A 23,865-nucleotide genomic window follows, 5' to 3' on the forward strand; every position below is an offset into this window, starting at 1 on the left:
CTAGACGTGCTAAATGGTTTGTATTCATCTGTGTTCATCTCCTCTTTTTCTGATACTCTTAGTGTAGTCAAAAAAAGACGTTAAGAAACGGACACACAGCATGATTTTAACTCCGTCCCGGGGATGAATTATTCCTCAGTCTCACATACTTTTATACAGAAGTCTTTTCAATAACGGGAACAGTACATCAGGCAGTTCATCTATATCCTGGACAAACAGACTGAAGCGGCCGTATATATTCTGGATGACTTCCTTTTGGCTTTCCGGAATTTCCGTGGTTGATAAAAAGACGTTCATTACTTCAATTCCACGTTTTCTCGCTGCAAGCACTGCATCATGTGTATCCACAATACCATTTTGCTCATAGTCTGCTGCAGCTGGCTCCCCGTCTGAAAACACGAGCAGAAACTTTTGTTTTTCTGTTCTTTTTTCAAGCCTTTCTATCATATGTCTGATTGCATAGCCATCACGGTTATCCTCTTCCGGCTCAAGCTGCATAATGGCAGCCCCATCCTGCTGATACAGACTGTCATTAAAAGAGATCACCGTTTTAAAATGATTCGGCTGACCTTTTTGTCCCGCTTTCGGTGTATTCTCCCAAAAACCGGTGATTTCATGCGGAACCTGTACTGACTTTAGCGCTTCATGAAATAAAACGAGCCCTTTTTTAGTTTCATCCATCTTGTCATACATAGATGCCGAACAATCAAGCAACAACTCAAAAGCAGCATCAATTTTTGGGGACTCCTCATCTTTCTTATAAAAGACCCTTGGTTTTTCATCTGTAAAATAAGGCAGCAGATTTTTACTGAGTCTGCCTTTTACAAGATGTGTTCGTGGGCTTGTCTTTTTATGGTCAAGTGTCTTTTCTATTACCTGTTTAAGCTTTTTCTGATAAAGTGAAATTTCTTTTTTGTACTCAAGATAAAGGGTTCTTTCAGCATTCTTAACCGGTTCAGGAAATTCAAAAACAGGAAAGGCGTGTTCGTTCTCCTTACCATATTTTGAACTGCCGGCTGCTGTGTCATCCTCTGACTTACGGTCGACATCCTTCTGGTCAAAATCCTGACGCTGTGACTTCTGTGAACTCCCCTGAACACTTGCAAGCGCCTGCTCCTGGTCATCACCTTCCCTTGCTGCTTCCGTATCAATGGAGGTTTTGGTCCCTGATTCTAATTCGAACTGCAGAAATGATTCGCCTTTTTCTTCCGACTCTCTATGCCATGCTTTAAATTCTTCATCTTCAACTTCTTCATTTCCACTTGGCTTTTCCTTTTCAGTATCGTCATTGATCAAAGCATCTTTTCTTTTCAAATCTTCAAATGTAAGGCCGTCTGCCCAGTTCTTTATCGTCTTTTCCGGAAGATGAAAATACTCATTCAGCATATCTTTTTTCAGCAGTTCATCCACTACTTCACATAGAGCTTTACAGATCTTAACTGAATCTGAAGTCGATTTTGTTTCGTGCGTTTTTTCAATCTGCTGTGTAATAAATGGTTTTGCACGGTTAATGTCTGTATGGATATCTGGCCACTCATCAATTGGTGAATCAGCAAAGACCAGTAAATAAATCAGATTAAAGAATGCATCAGTTGTAATGCCTTTTACCTGATGGACATTTAACTGGGATTCAAAATATCTTGCGTATACTTTACGTCTTGTTTTAAATGCATTTTTCGTTCCTGGTCTCTTCATCTTGGTCATCTCTTCAAGCCTTGCATCCTCTATCAGCATAAACAGCTGTTTTGCAAATGAAGGGTGATCCAGCGTATGCGTATACTGTATAAATTTTTGTATCGTCACAGGGTCTGAATGTTTATATGCACCTTCAGCACGTATAAATACGTCTGTAATCAGACCATGCCACTCTTCAGTTTCTGAACGGTGATCCCAGAAGTGACTGACAAAGAGCGTACGCTGTGCGGGATCAATATAATTCATGGGACTGTATTCAACCGTCATCTCTTTCTCACGTGTGAGTGTTTTTGCAAGGTCAATCAGTTGCATCAGCCTGAAAGAGTTGACCTGCTCATCATTAAATTGTATAAACCGCTGCATCTGATCACCTCATTCAAAGATTGTGTCAGCGATATTTTTAACTGCTGATTTTTCCCGTTCGTCCTCAAGCTTATCTATTATGCCACGCTGAATAGCTCTTTTAGGAGGCATATAGATTGAAAGGTCACAAGTGTCCAGCAGGGCTCTGATTGAAGCTGCCTCTTCAGACACCTGCCCGTTTTGAACCTGTGTAAATAAATCAGCCGACAGCTCAACAAATTGATCTATGATTCTCTCGTCTTTAAGCGCACTTTGTTCCATCAATACTGTTTTTAGCGTATCACCTTTAATATATGGAACGTCAACAACGATAAATCTGTTTTTAAGCGCTTCATTTAAAGGAACTGTCCCGATATATCCTTCATTGATTGCCGCAACCACTTTAAAACCTTCCGCTGCAGTGATCACTTCATTTGTGAAAGGATTTGTAATTGTCCGGCGATAGTCGAGTACACCGTTTAAAATTGGCAGGGTTTCAGGTTTAGCCATATTAATTTCATCGATATAAAGAATATGTCCTTTTTTCATTGCCTGAATGACTGGTCCTTCAACAAATGTAATAGCAGACTTGCCATCGACCTGTTCAATCGTTTTAAATCCAAGCATCGCTTCCGCATCAAGATCTACAGAACAATTAATGCTGTACATAGGCTGATTAAACGTATAGCTCACACTTTCTGCAAGCTTAGTTTTTCCTGAACCGGTTGGTCCTTTCAGCAGTATATTTTTCTGCAGGGACAACCCGATCATTACATCATGAAAAACTGAAGGATCATCTGCTGTATAGCCTCCTGAGCCGATTCTTCCCTGTGAATCCGCATCCCCTTTGGAACTTTGTTCAATTAATTGTCTAATATTTTCCGGTAGTTTACTTAATTCCATTACAATCATCCTTTACAATAACGTCAATGATTCATTGTACCGTTCTTTCAGTTAAATGATCAACTCATGTGGTTAGACAGTGCATCTGATAATGGGTAAAATGGAGACTGGAGTGAAAGGAGTTATACATAGATGAATAGATTAAAATCTCAGCTCGCCCTGATTGCTGAGCACCGGACGTTTAACGCGGTGATTATCGGGTTAATACTGCTAAACGCAGTTCTGATTGGTCTTGAGACCTATCCCTCTATATACAGCAACTATAGTGATTTATTTATTGGAGCTGACAGAATTCTGCTATGGCTGTTCACCATTGAGATTCTTATCAGGCTGGTCGCAGCACCTTCAATAAAACAATTCTTTAAACAGCCATGGAATGTATTTGACTTTGTTATTGTATTAAGTGGACATCTGATCACGGGCGGGCATTATGTGACTGTCCTGCGTATCTTAAGAGTTCTGCGTGTACTCAGAACCATCTCAGTCATTCCCTCTCTCAGAAAAATGGTGAATGCACTATTAATGACAATTCCTTCAATGGGTACAATCCTGCTGCTGCTGGGAATTTTCTTTTATATTTACGGCGTAATCGGTACGATGCTCTATTCAGCGATTGCTCCTGAATATTTTGGAAGTCTTCACAGTTCACTATTGACTTTATTCCAGGTCGTGACGCTCGAGTCCTGGGCAAGCGGCGTCATGAGACCGATTCTCAAGGAGGATCCAACATCATGGTGGTATTTTGTCACGTTTGTATTAATTGGCACATTTGTGATTTTTAATCTGTTTGTTGGTGTCATTGTCAATAATGTTGAAGAAGCAGATAAAGAAAACAGACCTTCTCCTGAAGAAGTTAAATTAGCAGAGGTTCAAAAAGAGCTTGCAGAAATTAAAGCACTGCTGAATAAAAAAGAGTAAGGGCCAGCCCCTTACTCTTTTTCATATATATACAATCCTCTGTCCAGCTTTCTGACTTCAGGAAACTTGCGCTGGATTGTATTCATAAACGTTGTGATATTAGCTACTTTATAGCCGGTTTCTTTTTCAACAAACGTCTGAATATCTGTGCCTTTGACGGGCTCAAGTTTTTTCTGAAGGATTTTCAGAGCAGCAGCATGCATTTTTTTGGACTTCCCGACGTTGATCGGCTTTACAGGCTTGGATTGAGTGGGTTGAACCTGATCCTGAGCAGTCCCTTCATCAAGTTCTCTCAATCTCTGCATGATTTTTTCGCGTTCCTGCCTGAATTCCTGAAGAATTCTTATTTCTGAATCCGCCATTTGTTCAAGGCGTATTTTTAACGCTGTTCTCTCATCGAACATCTGTCAGTTCTCCTTAAGCCTCTTCAAAGTAGTCTTTATAAAATCCGCCTACTTTTCCAGTGTTATCAATAATAAAAATAAATTCTTCCGTTTCGTTTTTTACATCATACGTTTTTCCAACTGTCAGTACGTTATTTACAACATATTTTGCAGCGTTGTCATGTACGCATTTTACCTGTTTAATTGTTTCCCGGTTTTCCCAGTCTAAATGAATCATGGATCAAACCCCTTTCTGTTATCTCTATCGTTAGTATATCGCTAAAATGACTGATTGTTAAGAGCTTCTATTCACATGACTGAACTGCTCATTCGTATCCACTTCTCCAAATATTTTTGTAACAGGATATCTTTCACCGGAGAGCCAGTCTTTGAAGTTAATTTCAAGCGGCACTGCATTTTCTCCCGCACCAAAAAGTACTTTCATGTGAATAGGATCATATACCACAGTATGAATGGTTCCGGACCAGCTTCCATAATTCTTTTTAAAGATCCTATAGGCAGGATCGTTGAAACGATAAAAAGCTTCCAGCGGAGTCTCTGCTTGTCCTGACTGGTCAAAAATAGATTGAAGTCTTGTTTTGGATTCTGTCAGCTGGTAGCGGTTTTCATTCAGCTTTTCAGGTGTTTCAAAGTGATTTGTGCATGCGTAATCATTTGACTGCTGCCTGACAGCAACACCAAGCGCCGAAGCTTCCACAACCGCCCGATTACCTGAAGCATCATACAGCGTATAGTTAAAAGCGTGACGGTGCGGAATTTTTTTCAGCATCTCAACCGCTTCATCCGTTGAGCTGCAGCTATCAAGTAAGAATCGTGCAATAACCGAGCAGGTGAATCCTTCTCCCGGGTTTTTTCTGTTCACAAAATGAAAACCGACGCATAGTCCTTTTTCATTCATTCCATCAATTCGGCCGATCATTCTGCCTGCTACACCGATTGAAGCGTATCCGGTTTCAGGCTGCCAGATCATCAGTCTGCCCTCATATGTTTTCGGATGGTAATCATAATTTCTTGCGAAGTATCCGTCTTTCATTAAGACAGAGCACCCCGATTTGATCCAGTCCTGCTGCCACCCTGAATATTCATGGACCACTTCTTCAAAACCCCAATTCAGTTTTGTACTCAAGCCCTGAAGTTCATCCCACAGTCCTGGCGCAAAATGCTTGATATGATGCTCAGCTTTATTCATATCAAGATGATAGGATTTTTTTGATTTTGCTCTTCTTTTCAGGTGAGTCTGATAAAGCGGTGTTTCACGGAATAATTTGCCGGCTGTCTGTCCCAGCTGAAAATAAGATCCCTTTCCCTTAATGACGTCTATATGAAATCGTTGCATGCGACCATATCCTTTTAGCTCCATTATGGACCAGGACAAAAGCTCTTTCCAGTTTGAAGACACAAATATAACAATTAGATAACATCCCGGGATAGGTGTTGAAGATCAATATCGTTCATCGTATAATGACGTTAATGGAAAGTTTAGAATATTCCATTAACACAATCACTAAGGAGGGTTCTATCCATTGAAAATCTTAAGTAATGAACAATTGTTATCTGCTTACAGAGATGCTGAGAAACATGGAGAACACGATACACAGGTGATTTTAAAGAAGGAAATTCAAAAAAGAGGTATACACGCCGGCAGACATCGGAAATAATGATGAAAGAACACGCAGTGCAGTCTGCGTGTTCTTTTTATGAATAAATTTCATATGAAAAGGCTGAGACATTGTCCCAGCCTTTTTTTGAATTAACCTTCCAATAACAGATCTTCAGGATTTTCCAGAAGTTCTTTTACCATCTTCAAGAATCCAACTGCTTCTTTACCATCGATAATACGGTGGTCATAAGACATCGCAATATACATCATCGGACGGTTTTCGCTTCTTTCAGCATCAATTGCAACTGGACGAAGCTGGATTGTGTGCATCCCCAGAATACCAACCTGTGGTCCATTCAAAATCGGTGTTGATAGCAGTGAACCGAAGACTCCACCATTTGTGATTGTGAATGATCCACCCTGAAGGTCGCTCAGCTGAAGCTTCTTGTTCTTTGCTTTTTCTGCAAGATTCACAATTTCCTGTTCAATCTCAGCAAAGTTCTTACGGTCACAGTCACGGACGATTGGAACAACAAGCCCGTCATCAGTTGATACCGCTACACCAACATCATAGTAATGCTTCAGAACGATTTCATCGCCATCGATTTCTGCATTAACATATGGATACTTCTTAAGTGCTGCAACAACAGCTTTAGTGAAGAATGACATGAAGCCGAGACGTACATCATGCGTTTCATGGAACTTATCTTTTTTACGCTTTCTAAGATCCATCACGTTCGTCATATCAATTTCATTAAACGTTGTCAGCATCGCAGCAGTCTGTTGAACTTCAACAAGACGGTTAGCAATCGTCTGACGGCGGCGTGACATCTTTTCTCTCGTTACAGGCTTGCCATCATCTTTTTTCGCAGCAGGTGTTTCCTGTTTCTTAGGAGCAGCCTCCTGTTTCTTTTCCTGCTTAGCTGTTGAACTGTGTGCTTCTACATCCTGCTTTCTTACACGGCCCATTGGATCCTGAGTAGAGATCTCAGACAGATCAATCCCTTTTTCTCTTGCCAGCTTACGTGCTGCAGGTGAAGCGATTGTACGTTCTTTCTTTTCAGAAGACTCCTGCTTTTCAGGCTGCTTATCAGAAGCTTCTTCAGTTTTTTCTTCAGTTTCAGGTGCTTTTTCTTCTGACTTTTCTTCAGAAGAACTGCTGCCTCCGCCTTCACCAGCTTCAACAATCGCAATCACCTGACCAACTTCAACTGTATCGCCTTCTTCAGCTTTCAGTTCCTTGATCACGCCTGCTTCTTCTGAAATGACTTCAACGTTTACTTTGTCAGTTTCAAGTTCAACGATATATTCGCCTTTTTCTACTTCATCACCAGGCTGCTTTAACCATTGTGCAATGGTACCTTCTGTAATTGATTCTGCTAATTCTGGAACTTTAATTTCTGCCACTGTGTCTTCCTCCTCTATTCTTACCCTTTAACTACTGATTTTTCTAGAATACGCTGCTGTTCTTTTTTGTGTACTGTCGGATCACCTTCAGCAGGACTGCTGCGGCGTCGTCTGCCAATATAAGATACTTCAGATCCTTCTGGTGAAAGTTCTTTCAGGCGAGGCTCTACAAACGTCCATGCACCCATATTTTTTGGTTCTTCCTGTACCCAGACAATTTCTTTTAAGTTCTTATAACGGCTGAAAACTTCCTTTAGCTGTTCCATCGGGAATGGATAGAGTTCTTCAACACGAACCAGATGTAGCCAGTCGTTATTTTCTTCTTTTTCTGCTCTTTCAATCAGATCAATACCAACTTTACCGGATGAAAGAACTATTCTTTCAACAGCATCTTCATTTTTACCAAGTGAAGGATGCTCAAGGATTGGCGAGAAGCCGCCTTCAGCAAGCTCATCAACACCGCGTGAGACAACAGGATGTCTTAATAGACTCTTAGGTGTCATGATCACAAGCGGACGAACCTCTTCTTTTTTCAGAATTGCTGCCTGTCTTCTTAAGATATGGAAGTACTGTGCAGAGCTTGTCAGATTCGCAACTGTCCAGTTGTTTTCAGCTGCCAGTGTCAAGAATCTTTCCATTCTTCCGGAAGAGTGTTCAGGTCCCTGACCTTCATACCCGTGTGGTAGAAGCATCACAAGTCCTGATTTCTGTCCCCACTTTGCACGGCTTGATGAAACAAACTGATCAAACATGACCTGTGCCATATTAGCAAAATCCCCGTACTGCGCTTCCCATAGTACAAGTGTTTCTTTAGAGAAAACGTTGTATCCATATTCAAAACCGACAACAGCAGCTTCTGTTAATGGGCTGTTGTATACGCAGAATGAAGCGTTTGCATCTGAAATATGGTGCAGTGGTGTGTGCTCTTCACCTGTTTTTTCATCATGCAGCACAAGGTGTCTGTGAGCGAAGGTACCACGCTGAGAGTCCTGTCCGCTCAAACGGATCGGCGTGCCATCCTGAATGATGCTGCCGAAAGCCAGCGTTTCAGCATGAGCCCAGTCAACTTTTCCGTCTTTTTCAAATGGGTCATTTCTTCTTTGAAGTATTTTTTCAAGCTTTTTGAAAACATTAAAGCCTTCCGGGAAATTCAATAGATCCTCGTTCAGCTTTTTCAGTCTGTCATAGTCCACTGAAGTAGAAATATCATAAAGCATAGACTGAACATCTTCAGGTGGATTCATATCTGTATCCGGATCCTTTTCAGATTTCGGAACAGTATCATATGCCTTTTGAAGCTTCGACATATTTTCTTCAATCAGCTTTTCAGCCTCTTCTTCAGAAAGGGTCTGATTGTTAATAAGCTTGCTCTGATACAATTTACGGACATTATCATGCTTTTTAATATACTGATATAAATCAGGATTTGTCACCATTGGTTCATCCATTTCGTTATGACCGAAACGTCTGTAACCAATCAGGTCAATGACAAAGTCTTTGCCAAATTCCGCTCTGTACTCGCTCGCCATAATGGCAGCTGCAAGACAGGCCTCGGGATCATCTGCATTTACGTGCAGGATCGGTACTTCAAATCCTTTTGCAGTATCTGAAGCATACTTGGTAGAACGGGAATCAAATGATTCTGTTGTGAATCCGATCATATTATTCGCAATGATATGAATCGATCCGCCTGTATGATAGCCTCTCAGCTGACTCATATTCAGTGTTTCTGCAACAACTCCCTGTCCAGGAAACGCTGCATCACCGTGAATCATGATCGCTAATGAAGACTCTTTTTCAAGTTCAGGAATTCCTGCACTTGTTCTTGTTTCCTGAGCAGCTCTTGTATAGCCTGCTACGATCGGGCTGACTACTTCAAGGTGACTCGGGTTATTTGCAAGTGTTACACGTGTTTTTGCTTTATCCTTGCTGACGTTCCGGTCAGCGCCAAGGTGGTATTTTACATCCCCGGTCCATCCATATGTAATACCAGTTGAACCCTCTGAAGGAATAAGATCTTTACTTGGTGCGTGCTGGAATTCTGCAAAAATCATTTCATATGGCTTCTCAAGCACATGTGCCAGTACATTCAGACGTCCACGGTGTGCCATACCGATATTAATTGAAGAAGCACCTTTCTCTACTGTAGACTGAATAATTTCATCGAGAAGTGGGACCATTGTGTCGAGACCTTCGATTGAAAACCGTTTTTGACCGACAAATGTTTTGTGGACAAAGTTTTCAAATCCTTCGACCTGAACTAGCCGCTTTAAAATGCTCTTTTTCTTTTCGTCTTCGATTTTTGCATCCAGAGAACCGGATTCAATGTAATTCTTCAGCCATTTCTTTTCTTTTCTGTCATGGACATGTGAATATTCAAAAGCAATTGTCTTTGTATACATTTTTCTCAAATATTCAATGGCCTCATATCCATTCGTTACTTCATCAGTTGAGTTTTCAATCAGAACGTCTACCGGAATTTTCTCTAAATCTTCCTTTGTCAGGTTATAGCTTTCCAGTTCAATTCGCTCTGTATCTTTTTCTTTGTCATGAAGCGGATTAATGTCAGCTGCAAGGTGCCCGTATGAGCGGATCCCTTCTGCGAGCTGAACTGCAGCAATTACTTTACTGTAATCTGTGCCTTCAATCGCTACTTCTGTCTGCTTTGACTTCTCTTTATACGGAGAGCCATTCTCTTTGAAAAATTGCTGTAATTCTTCATCAACAAGAGATGGATCTTCCTGATAAAGATCGTACATTTCCATCATGTAACCCAGGTTAGGGCCGGAAAAAGTGTATGATGATGGATCCTGCTGCTCCGACTGTTTTCTCATTTTGAAAACCTCCAACGTATTGGACAAATCACCTTAAACATCGCAAGGGAATTTGCTATGTAAATATAGTAATAATAGAGAGCTAAAACGCTTACAGAGCCATTTTATCACTGTAAAGGAACGAGATAAAGCGTTTCGATCGATTTTTTCAAAATTTTATACGATAAAAAAGTGAATAGAAATTCAGTATCGAACCGCTTTTATCCCTGCTTTGCAGTATTTAGATGGATCGTAATGACAGTATGACCCGGTTCACTCTGAATGTTGATCTCAGCTCTGTATAAGTCAAGCAGTCTTTTTGCAATGGATAAACCAAGGCCATTCCCACCCATTTCACGGCTTCTGGACTTCTCGACTCTGTAAAACCGGTCAAAAATAAATGGCAGATTTTCTTTTGGAATCCCTTCCCCGAAATCCTCCACTTTTATTTCATAGGATGAAGACAGATTTGACCCTGTAATCAGAACCTTCTGGTCATCCGGAGAATATTTAATTGCATTTTCAATTAAAATGATCAGGACCTGTTCCAAGTGCCCGGCACCTATTATTGCCATTCCGACTTCTGCTTTAATCTCTAATTCCCGATCTTTGTGCAGCGATTGCATTTTATTAACAGTATTCATCAGAATTTTACTGCAATCAGCTGGCTGTAGATCTTCTGTACGCATTTCACGATCCGCTCTTGAAAGCATTAGCAGATCGGCAACCAGTTTTTTCATCCGGTTAATCTCCTGCAAAGATATATCCAGTGATTCTTCTAACACATCTGGGTCTTTCTTTCCCCATCTCTGAATCAGATTCAGATGACCTTCAATAATTTGGATAGGCGTTCTCATTTCATGTGAAGCGTCCTCAGTGAACTGCTTCTGCTTTGCAAAGTTTTTCTCAAGCTCTGTCATCAGGTCATTAAAGATTTCGATTAATCCGCCTACTTCATCCTGGTGCTCCGGTTCAGGGAGCTGATGCTGAAAACCTTCCTGCTGTGTTTTTTTCATTGTCTGTCCCAGCTGTATAACAGGCTTTATAAATGTGCCTGATAAAATATACGCAGCAAATGAGCTGAATAATAAAGCGGCGATTAGCAGAATCAATGAGAGGAAGATCATATAATTCAGCTGTGCTGTATAGGCATTTAAAGGATGAATGATTTCAATATACCCGTTAAAGCCGTTGGAATTCACCGGGGTCCGTCCGACAAGAATGGAAGCGCCATTTACCCGTGTTCTCTCAATTTCAGTATCTTCAACCCTTTTAAACGGGACAGAATAATTACTTGGAGACCGTTGAATCTGATAGATCTCATACCCATCTTCATTATAAAAATGAATGATTTGTCCCCGTTCGTAGATTTGTTCTGCCAGTTCCCTGCCTTCGTTAATATCATTGATTGTCACGAGCGGATTACGATTCTCATAGAAGTCTTCGAGATCCGTTAACACCTCAGAAAGTGTATTTCTCTCTTCCTGGATCATCCACTGACTCATTGCAATGATTAGAATGACGCTGAAGGCAGTAAAAGCAAGAAATATTGTGGCAGAGGCTGACAGCATCCACTTCCACCGGATCGATAATGTATTCCATTTACTTTTTAATCGATTCATGACCTGATCACATACCCTGTCCCGCGGACTGTTTCAATATAGGCTGAAGGCTGTTCCGGGTCGATTTTATTGCGTAAATGTCTGATATAAACATCTACAACATTCGTTTCAGCATCTGCATCATAACCCCAGACTTTTTCGATAATGCGGTCACGCGTAAGTACGATATCCTTGTTATCCAGGAGCATTCTTAATAAATCAAATTCTTTTTTGGTCAAAGGTATTTCCCGTCCATCTTTTTCAACTTTATATGATTTGGTATTTAATATCAGATCTTTATGTGTAAGTGTATCCTGAGTTTCCTTACCCGTTCTTCTCATCAGCGCCCGCATTCTTGCAAGCAGTTCTTCAATGGCAAACGGTTTTACAATGTAATCATCTGCTCCGCTGTCAAGACCAGATACGCGGTCCATGACACCATCTTTTGCAGTAATCATAATAATGGGTAAGTCTCTGGACTGGCGGATTCTTCTGCAAATTTCCATTCCACTGAGTGAAGGGAGCATCAAATCCAGTAATATGAGGTTAAAGGGTTCACTTAATGCTCTGTTCAGTCCATCTCTACCGTCATGTTCTGTCATCACTTCATATCCTTCGTACTTCAACTCCAGTTCAATAAATCTGGCAAGGTTTTTCTCATCCTCTATGACCAATATTCGATTTTCCATCCGATAGCCACCTTTTACGAGTTGATATATTCCATTCTATAACAAAAACCGGTTTCCTCACAGGAAACCGGTTTTTTAATCATTTTACTGCAGCATGAATCAGGTTTTCAATATCCGTCTGCAGGTTTTTATATTGAAGGTCAACGATTTTACTTCCAACAATCACACCATCGCCATAAGAAGATACTTCTTTAACCTGTTCAGGTGTTGAAATACCGAATCCGGCAAGTACAGGTACAGAGCTGTAACTTTTCAGTCTGCTGATAAAACTCTCAAGCTTCTCGCTGATATTTGCGCGCTCACCCGTAATACCGGTGACAGAAACAGCATATAAAAACCCTTCAGATGCTTCAGCAAGCGTTTTAATTCTCTCTTCAGGGCTTGTTAGCGTGACAAGCTGAATCACCGCCAGATCTGTCTTTGAAATGAATGGCTGTATCAGTGCATTTTGTTCATAAGGGAGGTCCGGGATAATCAGGCCGGAGACGCCTGCATCTTCAATATCCTGAAACACTTTATTTAATCCATATTTATAAAGCGGATTAATATACGTCATTAATACGATCGGTACGGTCAGTGTTTCTTTTATGGCACTTAAAGCTTCAAGAATTTTCGATAAAGAAGCACCGTTACTTAATGCACGCTTACCTGCCTCCTGAATCACGGGACCATCAGCAGCAGGATCAGAAAAAGGGATACCGAGTTCAATGACGGTAGCGCCGCTTTGCTGTAAAAAGTGCAGCTGATCTTTTAAGTCATCAATTGAAGGATCGCCAGCCATTATATATGGAACGAATGCTTTGGCACCCTGTTCATTCACTTGTTCAATTGCCTTTTTAATCGCCATTTTCCCCATTACTTTTCATCCTCCAGCGCAGCTTTTACGGTATTTACATCTTTATCTCCACGTCCTGACAGACAGATGACAATGACCTCATCAGGGCTTCCCTGTTCTGCTCTTTTTACTGCTTCTGCAACAGCATGTGCACTTTCAAGAGCGGGAATAATTCCTTCAGTTTTTGACAGCAGCTGAAGTGCATCCAGTGCTTCCTGATCTGTAATTGACTGATACTGTACTCTTTTTATTTCATGCAGATAACTGTGTTCAGGACCAACACCCGGATAATCAAGACCTGCTGAAATTGAATGTGCTTCCTGAATCTGTCCATCTTCATTTTGAAGAAGATACATAAGCGATCCGTGCAGAATACCGACTTCTCCTGCAGTAAGGGTAGCGGCATGCTTATTCGTATGAATACCTGAGCCAGCTGCTTCCACACCGGTTAATTTAACATCTGTTTCATCAATAAAAGGATAGAACATTCCGATCGCGTTACTTCCTCCGCCGATACATGCGATAATTTCGTCAGGCAGACGCCCTTCTTTTTCAAGAATTTGCTTTTTCGTTTCAGATCCAATCACACTCTGGAAGTCACGTACCATTTCAGGGAATGGATGCGGTCCGAGCACTGATCCGATAATGTAGTGGGTATCCTCTACATTGGCGACCCAGTATCTCATCGCTTCGTTGACAGCGTCTTTTAATGTACCGCTTCCCTGTGAGACTGATTCGACTCTGGCACCAAGAAGCTCCATTCTGAAAACATTCAGTTCCTGCCTTCTGATATCTTCTTCACCCATAAAAATCACACAGTCAAGGTTTAACAGTGCACATACAGTCGCAGTTGCCACACCATGCTGTCCGGCGCCGGTTTCAGCAACAATTTTACGCTTACCCATCTTCACAGCAAGCAATGCCTGACCAATCGTATTATTAATTTTGTGAGCGCCGGTATGATTCAGGTCTTCTCTTTTGAGGTAGATCTTAGACCCGCCAATTTTTTTTGTTAAATTTTCAGCATAATAAAGCGGTGTTTCACGTCCTACATAGTCAGTCAGGTAGTGATTCAACTCATTCTGAAACGCTGGATCATCTTTTGTTTCTTTATAGGCTTTCTCAAGATCGATAACGGACTGCATCAGCGTTTCTGGTACAAATCGTCCGCCGAATTGGCCAAACTGTCCGTTCATATCCGGTTGAGTATAAGTTGTCATGCTAACAGCTCCCTTTTGCTTCTCTGATAAAAGCATTGATTTTTTCGTGATCTTTATGACCATCTGTTTCTACACCGGATGAAACATCCACCCCGAGTGGAGATGTTTCTTTTATAGCTTCTGCGACATTTCCAGGCGTCAAACCACCGGCAAGTATCACTTTTGTTCCGCTGTTATTAAGAATCGACCAGTCAAATGTATGCCCGCTTCCTCCGCGATAATCCGCACCTGGTGCATCTGCAAGAATATGGGCTACCTGATAATGCTTCATTTGATCAAGATCAGATTGATCTGAAATACTGAATGCCTTAATGACCGGTTTTGGCATCAGGCTGCAGAACTCCGGTGATTCATCCCCGTGGAGCTGAATCATATCAAGCTTCACAGCTGAAACAGCTTCAAGGACCTCCTCAACAGAAGGGTTTACAAAAACACCAACCTTCTGAACTGAATCCGGAACATGTGCACTGATCTCTGCAGCATGATTGTAAGTGATTCTTCTTTTACTCTCTGCAAAAACAAACCCGATATAATCCGCGCCGTTTTCAACAGCGGCAGTCACATCTTCTCTATTCATTAATCCGCAAACTTTAACGAGCATATGAATCACTCGATAATGGAACCTGTAATGATCTTAACAACTCTCCGGTATTCTGAGCTTTCATCAGTGATTCACCCACGAGTACGGCTGAAGCCCCGGTTTTTGCTGCAGTTTCAGCGTCTGCTGCCGTGAAAATGCCACTTTCACTTACAAAGGGTAAGCCCTGAGCAGTGATCACTTTTCCGAGTTCTGCACTCACTTTAAGATCTACTTCAAAAGTTTTCAGATCCCGGTTATTGACGCCAATGATGTCAGCTTTTGCTGCTAGTGCCCGCTGAAGCTCTTCTTCGTTATGGACCTCGGTCAGAACTGACAGGTTCAGTTTTTTCGCATGCTGGTTCAGTTCATGCAGTAATTCATCTGATAAAGCCGCAACGATCAGCAGGATGATGGATGCGCCTGCATTTGCTGCTCTGTCAATCTGCTTTTTATCGATCATAAAGTCCTTACACAGCACCGGAATGCTGACCGCTTCAGCAACTGCTTTCAGGTCATCAAAAGATCCCTGAAAGAATGATTCATCTGTCAGTACAGAAATCGCAGATGCGCCGTTATCTTCATAAAGCTTCGCCTGGGTGACCGGATCCATATCAGGGTTGATCAGCCCTTTAGAAGGCGATGCTCTCTTAATCTCAGCAATCACATTCATCTGCCTGCTTTTTTGAATATTAAACGGAAGCGGCTTAATATGGTCTGTGGCATATTCAGCCTCGTAGTATGCTAACTCTTCTTTTTTCTTTTCAATGATTTTATCAAGAATTGTCACTTAGACCACCGCTTTCTTCTTGCTGAAATCAATCAGCTGATTAAGTTTCTTTAGCGCTGATTTTGAATCAATACTTTCTTCAGCTTTTCTTACGCCTTCTTTAATCGATCCAACCTGGCCCGAAGCATATAACGCAATGCCTGCATTCAGCACAACCGTCTGACGGAACACTGAATCTTCACCTGATAGAACTGACAGAAGAATTTTTGCATTTTGCTTCGAATCTCCGCCCTTAATCTCTTCGTTCGGTACAACGGATAAGCCGAGTTCTTCAGGGTGAAGCGTAAACTCTTTAATGTTGTCTTCTTCAAGCAGTGCAAGGTAGTTGGTTCCGGCTAGTGATGCTTCATCCATATGACCGGCACCGTTTAAGACAATGCCTCTTTTTCTGCCCGTTTTCTTCATTGCCAGCGCCATTGTATGAATCATATCGCGCCGATAGATGCCAATCAGCTGCGATGAAAGATTGACCGGATTTGTCAGCGGTCCAATCAGATTGAAAATGGTCGGAACACCCAGTGCTTTTCTTGCCTTCATTACATTCTTAATTCCACTGTGAACATGGGGTGCGAATAGAAATGTAATCTGGTGTTTCTCAAGCATCTCTTTCATTTCATCTCTGGTGAAATCCAGCCTTACACCCAGATGTTCAAGCACATCAGCACTTCCTGTTTTACTTGATATACTTCTGTTTCCGTGTTTTGCAACCGGGACACCGGCTCCTGCAATAACAAAAGCAGCACATGTACTGATGTTGAAGCTCTGAGATCCGTCACCACCAGTCCCGCAATTGTCGATAATATTTTCAGCAGTTGTTTCATAAGTCCCTGCGATTTCCTTTACAGCTGCGACAAGACCGCTGATTTCATCAGATGTTTCTCCTTTTTCCTTCAGTGCCAAAAGAAAGCGCTGAATCTCATCCTGTGGTGTTTCCGGATCAAACATCTGCCTTCCCGCTTCTGTCATTTCACTTTCCGTTAAGTGAATACTCTGCTCCGCTAGCTCAATATACTTTCTCATCTAAACTCTCTCCTTCGCTCTTATAAACTCAGTACACTGCTTTAAAATTTTTTTCCCTTCATCTGTTCCGATTGACTCCGGATGGAATTGAAGTCCGAGAACAGGGTGTGTTTTATGAAGGACAGCCATAATTTCACCATCATCGGCGGAATAGGCAATCGGCTCAAGACAACCCGGCAGAGTTTGCTGATCAATGACCAGTGAGTGATACCTCATGACTTTCCGGCTGCCTTCACCAAAAATATCCGGCCTTGTCTGTTCAATCAGTGACTCTTTTGCATGCATAATATTTTTCGCTCTGATGACATCGGCACCATATGCAGCCCCAATTGCCTGATGGCCAAGGCAAATGCCGATAATCGGAACTGTTGACCCGAATTCCTGAATTGTCTCAATACACATTCCGGCTTCATCCGGGTGCCCGGGGCCAGGTGACAAAACGATTAAATCCGGCTCTGTCTCTCTCAACTCGTCTATTGTAAATACATCATTTCTGATGACTTTTACTTCGTCATACTCACTTAAATATTGATAGAGGTTATAGGTAAATGAATCATAGTTATCTATTAACAGAATCATTGTCCCACCTCCAGCAATGATTTTGCTTTGTTTAATGTTTCCTGATATTCACTTTCAGGGATTGAATCATAAACAATTCCTGCACCCGCCTGTACGTGCGCAACCTGATCTTTAATGACCATTGTTCTGATGGCAAGGGCAAAGTCAAGTGCTCCATTGAAGCCCGCATAACCGACCGCTCCTGCATATACACCACGTTTAACCGGTTCAAAATGGTTAATCAGCTGCATCGCCCGAATTTTTGGTGCACCTGAAACAGTTCCGGCAGGCAGTGCAGCAACCAGTGCATCAAGCCCGTCTATCTCAGGTTTTAACATACCTTTCACTTCAGATACGATATGCATGACGTGCTGGTATCTTTCAATCACCATAAATTTTGATAGCGTAATTGAACCTGTCTCGCAAACTCTCCCAAGGTCATTTCTTCCGAGGTCTACAAGCATTTTATGTTCTGCACATTCTTTTTCATCATTTAACAGTTCTTCAGCCAGTTGCTGATCCTGAGATTCTGTTATTCCTCTTTTTCTCGTACCTGCAATCGGATTCGTTGTCACCTGTCTGCCGTTTACCTTAATCAGACTTTCAGGTGAAGCCCCGAGGACAATATAATCTTCAAAATCAATATAAAACATATAGGGCGATGGGTTATCTTTTCTCAGGTTCCGGTAAAATGAAAAAGGTGATCCGCTGAATGGTGCGCTCAGCCGTTGAGAAAGTACGACCTGAAATATATCACCGGAGCGGATATATTCTTTTGCATCTTCTACATACTTTTCATACACCGCTTTTTCCATATTGGACTGATAATGTAAAACCTCAGTTTTTTCAGGCTGTGGATCGACACTGCTGAAATCAAAAATCTGATTGACCAGCTGATCAATTTCCAACTCCAGCTCTTCAGCTGATGTCTGTTCTTTAGGATCAAATGTAAAAATGGTTACCTCATGTCTTTTATGATCATAGCTGATAATCGTACTGTAAAACATCAGGTGTGTATCAGGCATGTTCAGTTCATCGTCCGGGGTTAGTCCGATATTTTCATAGGAGGCTGCTTCATCATATCCGATATACCCAATTCCTCCGCCTGCTACTGGACTCTGATCAGTTTCCAGCCGATAATGCTCAAGTACTTTTTTAAGCAATGAGATCGGCTTTGTCTTCTCAGGGTTTAAGTGACTGAGCTCAGTTGTCAGGACGGCTTCACCCTGATGGCCTGTCAGCTCTGCAAATGGATCTGCGGCTATGAATGAGTATCTCCCTGATTCTTCGTGTTTTAACGAGCTTTCAAGCAGACATTTTTTTCTGCCTTTTATGCTTTGGAATATTGATATGGGTGTCAGGGCGTCCCCGACGATTGTTCTTACTGCGTATCTCTTCTCTTCTTTTCTCAACTCGCTCACCTCTTTTAAATTAAAAAACTCCGCACAGGAATATCCTGTACGGAGGACGGTTTATTACCGCGGTGCCACCTCGATTGGAGCAATTGCTCCCACTCAACATGCTGTATCGGGCATTAACCGGATTCACTCACAGGTCCATTCTGTCAGCGCTACAGTCCTGCTTTCACCAGCCGCAGGCTCTCTTTACTGTGCATACTGCATACTCTTCCTGATCATCGTTTTTGAATATAAAAAAGCTTCCTGTCCTGTAAAAAAGGACGGGAAGCCCGTGGTACCACCTTCATTGATTTCACTAAGAAACCCACTCATTGCGGGACATATTGTCTCCGCCGTCATATATCAGTGACGAACCGCCTGTTCCTACTATATTCGGACAGGTGCTCAGGAGTCCATTCACGCTTACTCTTTACTGGTTCTCACCAACCACCAGCTCTCTTAAAAAAAGATATAGGCATTACTACTCTCCGTCATTGCGTTACATTAATATTGTTAATGATCATAAAACGGAATGAAAAAAAAGTCAACACTTAAAGCTTAATTATTATATTATTCTGATTCTATCAGTTTTGTCGAAGCTTTAATTCAGGCTGTACATTTCTAAGGTATTCTTTAGAGGCTTCGGCCATTTTTTCATAGATCTTATCTTCATTTGTTTCATTACTTTTCAGTATCGCCGCTTCTCCGTTTTCTGACAGCGTTAATTCCAAATGATGAGTAAATGTTGCATTACCGATCAGATCAATATGATCATACTGGTCATTTTCACCGTGAACAACACACTTTACTCTGCCGCCGTCATTAAAAATGTTGATTGGTACACCCGGCCGCCACTTGCCTGCAAGTACTTGAACCAGACTTGAAGAAGACATTGCAGTTCCGCAGGCATTTGTAAAGCCTACCCCGCGCTCAAAGGTTCTCACAAAAAACTCCCCTTCTCCCAGTTCCACGACATAACTGACATTTACGCCGTCAGTAAACCATTCATTTTCGCTGTTAAAAGAGGTTGCCAGCTTTTCCTGGCTGTCTGAGTTAATCATTTCAACCGGGACATTGGTAATAACATGCGGGTTAGGAACAGCGATTGCAGTGTACAGACAATCCTTTTCCCATTCTGGAACAGGCTCTAATATCAGTTGTTTTTTTTGCCCAAGCTTTAATGGCAGAGATTCCAAATCAAACAATACCGGGGAAATTTCCACAGAATAAGTTGGAATATCTCCGTACAGTTCGTCAACCTGTTCAACATGCAGAACCGCTTTCATTGTTTCCACCTCAAAAGATTCAACCTGATCTCTTTCGGCAATGTATCTGGCTGCACACCTTAAACCGTTTCCACACATTGATGCTTCTGAGCCATCAGAATTAAACACTCTCATCTTTGCCTGCGCTTTAACGCTTTCAGAGATAAATAAAAGTCCATCTGTCTGAGTATCCACACACAGTTTTTTTGTCCATGCTGCTCTAGCCTCATCTGAAGGCTTAAATTGGATATCTTTTTCATCTATTATGATAAAATTATTTTTAGATCCATGTGACTGAATTGCTGAAATCATACGGTACAGCTCCTTATCATAAACATTGTTTTTAAATACAATGCCACAAATAGCGAAAACGTGCAATCGAACAGGGGGAATTTCATGAATCAGGACGACGTAAAATTCCGCTTTGAAGTGTTGGAAGTAATGGAAACAGAGGGCGGTTATCGAATTAATGTGGATGTTCAGGTGAGGTGGCTTAAAGAGACTGTCTATCACGGACCGGTTCATGTTGAGATGAATCAGATCGGCATTTTTCCATCACCTTCTGATCTTGCATTAGCCTCTCCATATAAAGGCGTCCGCGGCAAACTCGGAGCTGAGATTAAGCGGTACATCAAAATCCAGAGAAAATTCATACCTGAACTTGCAAATTAAAACAGGGACCCGCCACCGGGTCCCTGTTTTAGCTTTTATGATTAAATTCCCGGCAGAAAATGCAGAATAAAATAGACCAGGAATAAAATTGAGATAATTAATAACGGTACTGAGACTTCTTTCCACTTCCCGGTAACAAACTTTAATAATGGATAAAGGATAAACCCGATTGCAATACCATCCGCAATACTATAAGTGAATGGAATCATCACAATCAGCATAATCGATGGAATTGATTCAGTGAAATCTTCCATATTCATATGTCTCATTTGCTGAATCATTAAGATCCCGATAATAATCAGAATAGGTGCAATTGCGTGATCCGGAATATAGCCCATAAAAGGAATAAACGCTGCTGAGGCAATAAACAACACACCTACAGTCAGCGATGTTAAACCTGTTCTCCCGCCAGCCGCCATTGAGGCTGTTGATTCAACGGTTGAGACAGTTGGACTTGAACCGAGTATGCCGGAACTGAATGCTGATAGCGCATTCGCTTTCAGTGCACCCGGATATTTTTCAGGCCTTTTAATAAACGAAGTATGACCGTGAACAAGACCGATATTTTCAAACACTAATACCATCGTCATTGAGAAAACGGCGATCCAGAAAGGAACCTGCAGCCAGCTGTCAAAGGAAAGCTGGAACCATACAACCGAATCTGCTGATAATGCAGAGCTTCCTGCGCTCTCCGGTGTAATGCCCATCACGAATGCAAGCCCCGTTCCAAAAAGAATGGTCCATAAAAAGTGTCCCGGTACATTTTTAATAAATAACACCAGTGCTACCAGCAATGTAATGATGGTTGCCAATGCCTGAGGCTCATTAAAATGTCCAATCGCAAGGATAGAATTGTCTCCCTGGATGACCAGAGACCCTTTTTCAAGTCCGATTAATAGTAAAAAGAAACCAAGACCGACTGTGATGGCATCCTTCAGTGACTGGGGAATTGCTTCACTTAATACACCTGATAACTTTGTAAATGCGACAATTACAAATAACAGTCCTGAGAATGTCACAATTGTTAAAGCTTCCTGCCATGTGAAGCCCATTGATTGAACCAGTGTATAGGTAAACATAGCATTAATGCCCATACCCGGAACTAAAATAATCGGTGCCTTACCAATGAAAGCCATCAGAATACATCCTAATGCACTCACTGCAATGGTTGCGATAACAGCACCTTCAAATGGCATACCGGATTCAGATAAAATCAGTGCATTCACAGCTACGATATACACGATTGTAAAAAATCCGATTACGCCTGCGGTCACTTCTTTTTTAACTGAAGTGCCATGTTGTTCTAACTCAAAAAATCCTCCTGATTTCATTATATAGCCTGCCTTTGCAAGCGCCCTCTCCCTACCCGCTCATACCGGTATACGGCGAGCCACAAGAATCTATTATACGATGTTATGACATACCTGTCATCCTTTTGGCATGAAAAAACCGGCTATCATGAAGATAACCGGTGAATTTTTTAAACATCCATTCTTTTAAACAAGCTTGCCATCTCGATCGCAGCTGTAGCAGCTTCCCAGCCTTTGTTTCCAGCCTTCGTACCGGCACGCTCAATGGCCTGCTCAATTGTATCAGTAGTCAGAACGCCAAAAATGACAGGCATTCCTTCGTCAAGCGCTACTTTAGCAACTCCTTTTGACACTTCGTTACTCACATATTCGAAGTGTGGTGTTGCCCCGCGGATGACTGTTCCGAGCGTGATGACAGCATCATATTTTCCTGACTTTGCAAGCCGCTGAGTGACCACAGGTATTTCAAAAACGCCAGGTACCCACGCAACAGATACATCCGCTTCTTCAACACCATGTCTTTTAAGTGCATCTTCCGCACCGCTCAATAATTTACCTGTAATGAATTCATTGAATCTGCTTACGACAATTGCCACTTTTAATCCTGACCCTGATAAATGTCCTTCATATACTTTTTTCATTTGATATTCCTCCTATAGATTCAGCATGTGTCCAAGTTTAGATTTTTTTGTTTCAAGATATTTTGCATTTTGTTCTTTAGTCGGCATTTGAATCGCTACACGATCCGTCACTTCAAGACCATAGCCTTTAACACCTGCAATTTTTCTTGGATTATTTGTTAATAATCTCATTTTTGTAACGCCAAGATCCTTAAGAATCTGTGCACCAATCCCGTAGTCTCTCAGATCAGCTGCGAACCCCAGCTTATGATTCGCTTCAACTGTATCAAGTCCCTCTTCCTGAAGCTTGTAAGCTTTCAGCTTGTTGACAAGACCAATTCCTCTTCCTTCCTGACGCATATAAAGAAGGATGCCGTTCCCTTCACGCTCAATCTGGGAAAGAGCAGCGTAAAGCTGGGGCCCGCAGTCACAGCGGTTTGAACCGAATACATCTCCAGTCAGACATTCTGAATGTACTCTGACTAAAACAGGTTCACCTGCTTTAATGTCTCCCTTAACCAGGGCAACGTGTTCCTGACCTGTTAGAATTTCAGTGTATGCTACAGCCTGGAATTCTCCAAATTCTGTTGGCATGAACGTTTCTACTTCTCTTTTGACGAGCTGCTCTTTATTTCTTCTGTAGGCAATTAAATCTTCAATTGTAATGAGCTTCAGGTCAAACTTCTTTGCGATTTCCTGCAGTTGAGGCACCCTTGCCATTGTGCCATCTTCATTAATTATTTCACAAATGACACCTGAAGGCTTTGAACCGCTTAATATAGCAAGATCGACAGCTGCTTCAGTGTGACCGGCTCTTTTCAGCACGCCGCCCTTTTTTGCAACCAGCGGGAAAATGTGACCCGGTCTTTTAAAATCTGCTGCGTTAGCCCTTTCATTAATTAACTCTCTTACAGTCAATGCTCTCTCAGGAGCACTGATTCCTGTCGTTGTATCCTTATGATCCACGCTGACTGTAAAAGCAGTACCGTGTGAATCCGTATTTGTATCTGTCATCGGCTTCAGCTGCAACTCTTCAGCACGCTCTTCTGTAATCGGCGTACAGACCAGACCGCGGCCTTCAGTGATCATAAAGTTAATCATTTCAGGTGTTGCTTTTTCGGATAACCCGATAAAATCCCCCTCATTTTCACGGTCCTCGTCATCCACTACAATCACAGGTTTACCGTTTCTGAGATCTTCTAGTGCCTCTTCAATTGTATTAAACATAT

The 23,865-nt window shown here is 41.8% G+C and carries 23 protein-coding genes and 2 other annotated features; of the genes, 3 read left to right on the forward strand and 20 right to left on the reverse strand.

Features of this window, described 5'->3' with window-relative positions; translation table 11 throughout:
• Positions 1-141 precede the first annotated feature (141 nt).
• Both UFB30_RS06600 and UFB30_RS06605 read right to left on the reverse strand, forming a co-directional pair.
• Positions 142-2,058 (reverse strand): vWA domain-containing protein, encoded by a 1,917-nt coding sequence (locus UFB30_RS06600; protein WP_322420896.1) that lies wholly within the window; start codon positions 2,056-2,058, stop codon positions 142-144.
• A 9-nt stretch (positions 2,059-2,067) separates the two neighbouring features.
• Positions 2,068-2,940 carry an ATP-binding protein gene (locus UFB30_RS06605; protein WP_322420897.1) on the reverse strand — a complete coding sequence of 291 codons (873 nt, stop codon included), beginning with the start codon at positions 2,938-2,940 and terminating at the stop codon, positions 2,068-2,070.
• A gap of 132 nt (positions 2,941-3,072) precedes the next feature.
• On the opposite strand from UFB30_RS06605, the gene UFB30_RS06610 reads away from it, so the two are divergent.
• Positions 3,073-3,858, forward strand: coding sequence for an ion transporter (locus tag UFB30_RS06610; protein WP_322420898.1), 786 nt, complete (start codon positions 3,073-3,075; stop codon positions 3,856-3,858).
• An 11-nt stretch (positions 3,859-3,869) separates the two neighbouring features.
• Here the strand turns inward: UFB30_RS06610 and UFB30_RS06615 are convergent, their stop codons facing one another.
• From UFB30_RS06615 to UFB30_RS06625, 3 genes are read right to left on the reverse strand one after another with little or no spacing between them, the layout of a single operon-like run.
• The gene (locus UFB30_RS06615) at positions 3,870-4,262 is read right to left on the reverse strand and encodes a Rok-like winged helix domain-containing protein (protein ID WP_322420899.1); all 393 of its coding nucleotides are present in this window, start codon (positions 4,260-4,262) and stop codon (positions 3,870-3,872) included.
• A gap of 13 nt (positions 4,263-4,275) precedes the next feature.
• Positions 4,276-4,479 carry a DUF6501 family protein gene (locus UFB30_RS06620; protein WP_322420900.1) on the reverse strand — a complete coding sequence of 68 codons (204 nt, stop codon included), beginning with the start codon at positions 4,477-4,479 and terminating at the stop codon, positions 4,276-4,278.
• A 57-nt stretch (positions 4,480-4,536) separates the two neighbouring features.
• Positions 4,537-5,598: a C45 family peptidase gene (locus tag UFB30_RS06625; protein WP_322420901.1), complete on the reverse strand. Its 1,062-nt coding sequence runs from the start codon at positions 5,596-5,598 to the stop codon at positions 4,537-4,539.
• A gap of 187 nt (positions 5,599-5,785) precedes the next feature.
• Between UFB30_RS06625 and UFB30_RS06630 the strand changes: the two genes are divergently transcribed.
• Complete coding sequence (locus UFB30_RS06630) at positions 5,786-5,920, forward strand: sporulation histidine kinase inhibitor Sda (protein ID WP_152614714.1); 135 nt, start codon at positions 5,786-5,788, stop codon at positions 5,918-5,920.
• Between the two features lie 92 nt (positions 5,921-6,012).
• Here UFB30_RS06630 and odhB read toward each other — a convergent pair whose 3' ends face one another.
• The 12 genes from odhB to dapF all read right to left on the reverse strand — a co-directional run bounded on the left by odhB (position 6,013) and on the right by dapF (position 20,346).
• On the reverse strand, positions 6,013-7,269 hold the full coding sequence (odhB, locus tag UFB30_RS06635) for a 2-oxoglutarate dehydrogenase complex dihydrolipoyllysine-residue succinyltransferase (RefSeq protein ID WP_322420902.1): 1,257 nt from the start codon (positions 7,267-7,269) through the stop codon (positions 6,013-6,015).
• Between the two features lie 20 nt (positions 7,270-7,289).
• Positions 7,290-10,103: a 2-oxoglutarate dehydrogenase E1 component gene (locus tag UFB30_RS06640; RefSeq protein ID WP_322420903.1), complete on the reverse strand. Its 2,814-nt coding sequence runs from the start codon at positions 10,101-10,103 to the stop codon at positions 7,290-7,292.
• A 200-nt stretch (positions 10,104-10,303) separates the two neighbouring features.
• Positions 10,304-11,704 carry a sensor histidine kinase gene (locus tag UFB30_RS06645; protein ID WP_322420904.1) on the reverse strand — a complete coding sequence of 467 codons (1,401 nt, stop codon included), beginning with the start codon at positions 11,702-11,704 and terminating at the stop codon, positions 10,304-10,306.
• Positions 11,701-12,372 (reverse strand): response regulator transcription factor, encoded by a 672-nt coding sequence (locus UFB30_RS06650; RefSeq protein ID WP_322420905.1) that lies wholly within the window; start codon positions 12,370-12,372, stop codon positions 11,701-11,703. The genes UFB30_RS06645 and UFB30_RS06650 overlap by 4 nt, the downstream gene beginning before the upstream one ends.
• A gap of 79 nt (positions 12,373-12,451) precedes the next feature.
• Positions 12,452-13,228 carry a tryptophan synthase subunit alpha gene (gene trpA / locus UFB30_RS06655; RefSeq protein WP_322420906.1) on the reverse strand — a complete coding sequence of 259 codons (777 nt, stop codon included), beginning with the start codon at positions 13,226-13,228 and terminating at the stop codon, positions 12,452-12,454.
• A complete protein-coding gene (gene trpB, locus UFB30_RS06660) occupies positions 13,228-14,427 on the reverse strand; it encodes a tryptophan synthase subunit beta (RefSeq protein ID WP_322420907.1) in 1,200 nt (399 codons plus the stop codon). The genes trpA and trpB overlap by 1 nt, the downstream gene beginning before the upstream one ends.
• A 1-nt stretch (position 14,428) precedes the next feature.
• Entirely contained in the window at positions 14,429-15,028 is a 600-nt protein-coding gene (locus UFB30_RS06665; protein ID WP_322420908.1) for a phosphoribosylanthranilate isomerase, read from the reverse strand.
• Complete coding sequence (gene trpC, locus UFB30_RS06670; RefSeq protein WP_322420909.1) at positions 15,018-15,794, reverse strand: indole-3-glycerol phosphate synthase TrpC; 777 nt, start codon at positions 15,792-15,794, stop codon at positions 15,018-15,020. Before trpC ends, UFB30_RS06665 begins: the two co-directional genes overlap by 11 nt.
• Positions 15,795-16,814 carry an anthranilate phosphoribosyltransferase gene (trpD, locus tag UFB30_RS06675; RefSeq protein ID WP_322420910.1) on the reverse strand — a complete coding sequence of 340 codons (1,020 nt, stop codon included), beginning with the start codon at positions 16,812-16,814 and terminating at the stop codon, positions 15,795-15,797.
• On the reverse strand, positions 16,815-17,393 hold the full coding sequence (locus UFB30_RS06680; protein ID WP_322420911.1) for an anthranilate synthase component II: 579 nt from the start codon (positions 17,391-17,393) through the stop codon (positions 16,815-16,817). It abuts the gene before it with no gap.
• On the reverse strand, positions 17,390-18,784 hold the full coding sequence (gene trpE, locus UFB30_RS06685; protein WP_435390797.1) for an anthranilate synthase component I: 1,395 nt from the start codon (positions 18,782-18,784) through the stop codon (positions 17,390-17,392). Before trpE ends, UFB30_RS06680 begins: the two co-directional genes overlap by 4 nt.
• 48 nt (positions 18,785-18,832) lie before the next feature.
• Positions 18,833-19,018, reverse strand: a binding site (T-box leader).
• Positions 19,019-19,043: 25 nt separating this feature from the next.
• Positions 19,044-19,273, reverse strand: a binding site (T-box leader).
• Between the two features lie 80 nt (positions 19,274-19,353).
• Positions 19,354-20,346 carry a diaminopimelate epimerase gene (gene dapF, locus UFB30_RS06690; RefSeq protein WP_322420913.1) on the reverse strand — a complete coding sequence of 331 codons (993 nt, stop codon included), beginning with the start codon at positions 20,344-20,346 and terminating at the stop codon, positions 19,354-19,356.
• An 84-nt stretch (positions 20,347-20,430) separates the two neighbouring features.
• Between dapF and UFB30_RS06695 the strand changes: the two genes are divergently transcribed.
• Positions 20,431-20,706, forward strand: a complete 276-nt coding sequence (locus UFB30_RS06695) for a hypothetical protein (protein ID WP_322420914.1) — start codon at positions 20,431-20,433, stop codon at positions 20,704-20,706.
• Between the two features lie 41 nt (positions 20,707-20,747).
• On the opposite strand, the gene UFB30_RS06700 is transcribed toward UFB30_RS06695, so the two are convergent.
• The 3 genes from UFB30_RS06700 to UFB30_RS06710 all read right to left on the reverse strand — a co-directional run bounded on the left by UFB30_RS06700 (position 20,748) and on the right by UFB30_RS06710 (position 23,863).
• Positions 20,748-22,037, reverse strand: a complete 1,290-nt coding sequence (locus tag UFB30_RS06700; RefSeq protein ID WP_322420915.1) for an NCS2 family permease — start codon at positions 22,035-22,037, stop codon at positions 20,748-20,750.
• A gap of 149 nt (positions 22,038-22,186) precedes the next feature.
• Positions 22,187-22,657, reverse strand: coding sequence for a 6,7-dimethyl-8-ribityllumazine synthase (ribH, locus tag UFB30_RS06705; protein ID WP_039809230.1), 471 nt, complete (start codon positions 22,655-22,657; stop codon positions 22,187-22,189).
• A 12-nt stretch (positions 22,658-22,669) separates the two neighbouring features.
• Complete coding sequence (locus UFB30_RS06710; protein ID WP_322420916.1) at positions 22,670-23,863, reverse strand: bifunctional 3,4-dihydroxy-2-butanone-4-phosphate synthase/GTP cyclohydrolase II; 1,194 nt, start codon at positions 23,861-23,863, stop codon at positions 22,670-22,672.
• Positions 23,864-23,865 lie beyond the last annotated feature (2 nt).

Source organism: Jeotgalibacillus haloalkalitolerans (assembly GCF_034427455.1).
Lineage (GTDB): Bacteria > Bacillota > Bacilli > Bacillales > Jeotgalibacillaceae > Jeotgalibacillus > Jeotgalibacillus haloalkalitolerans.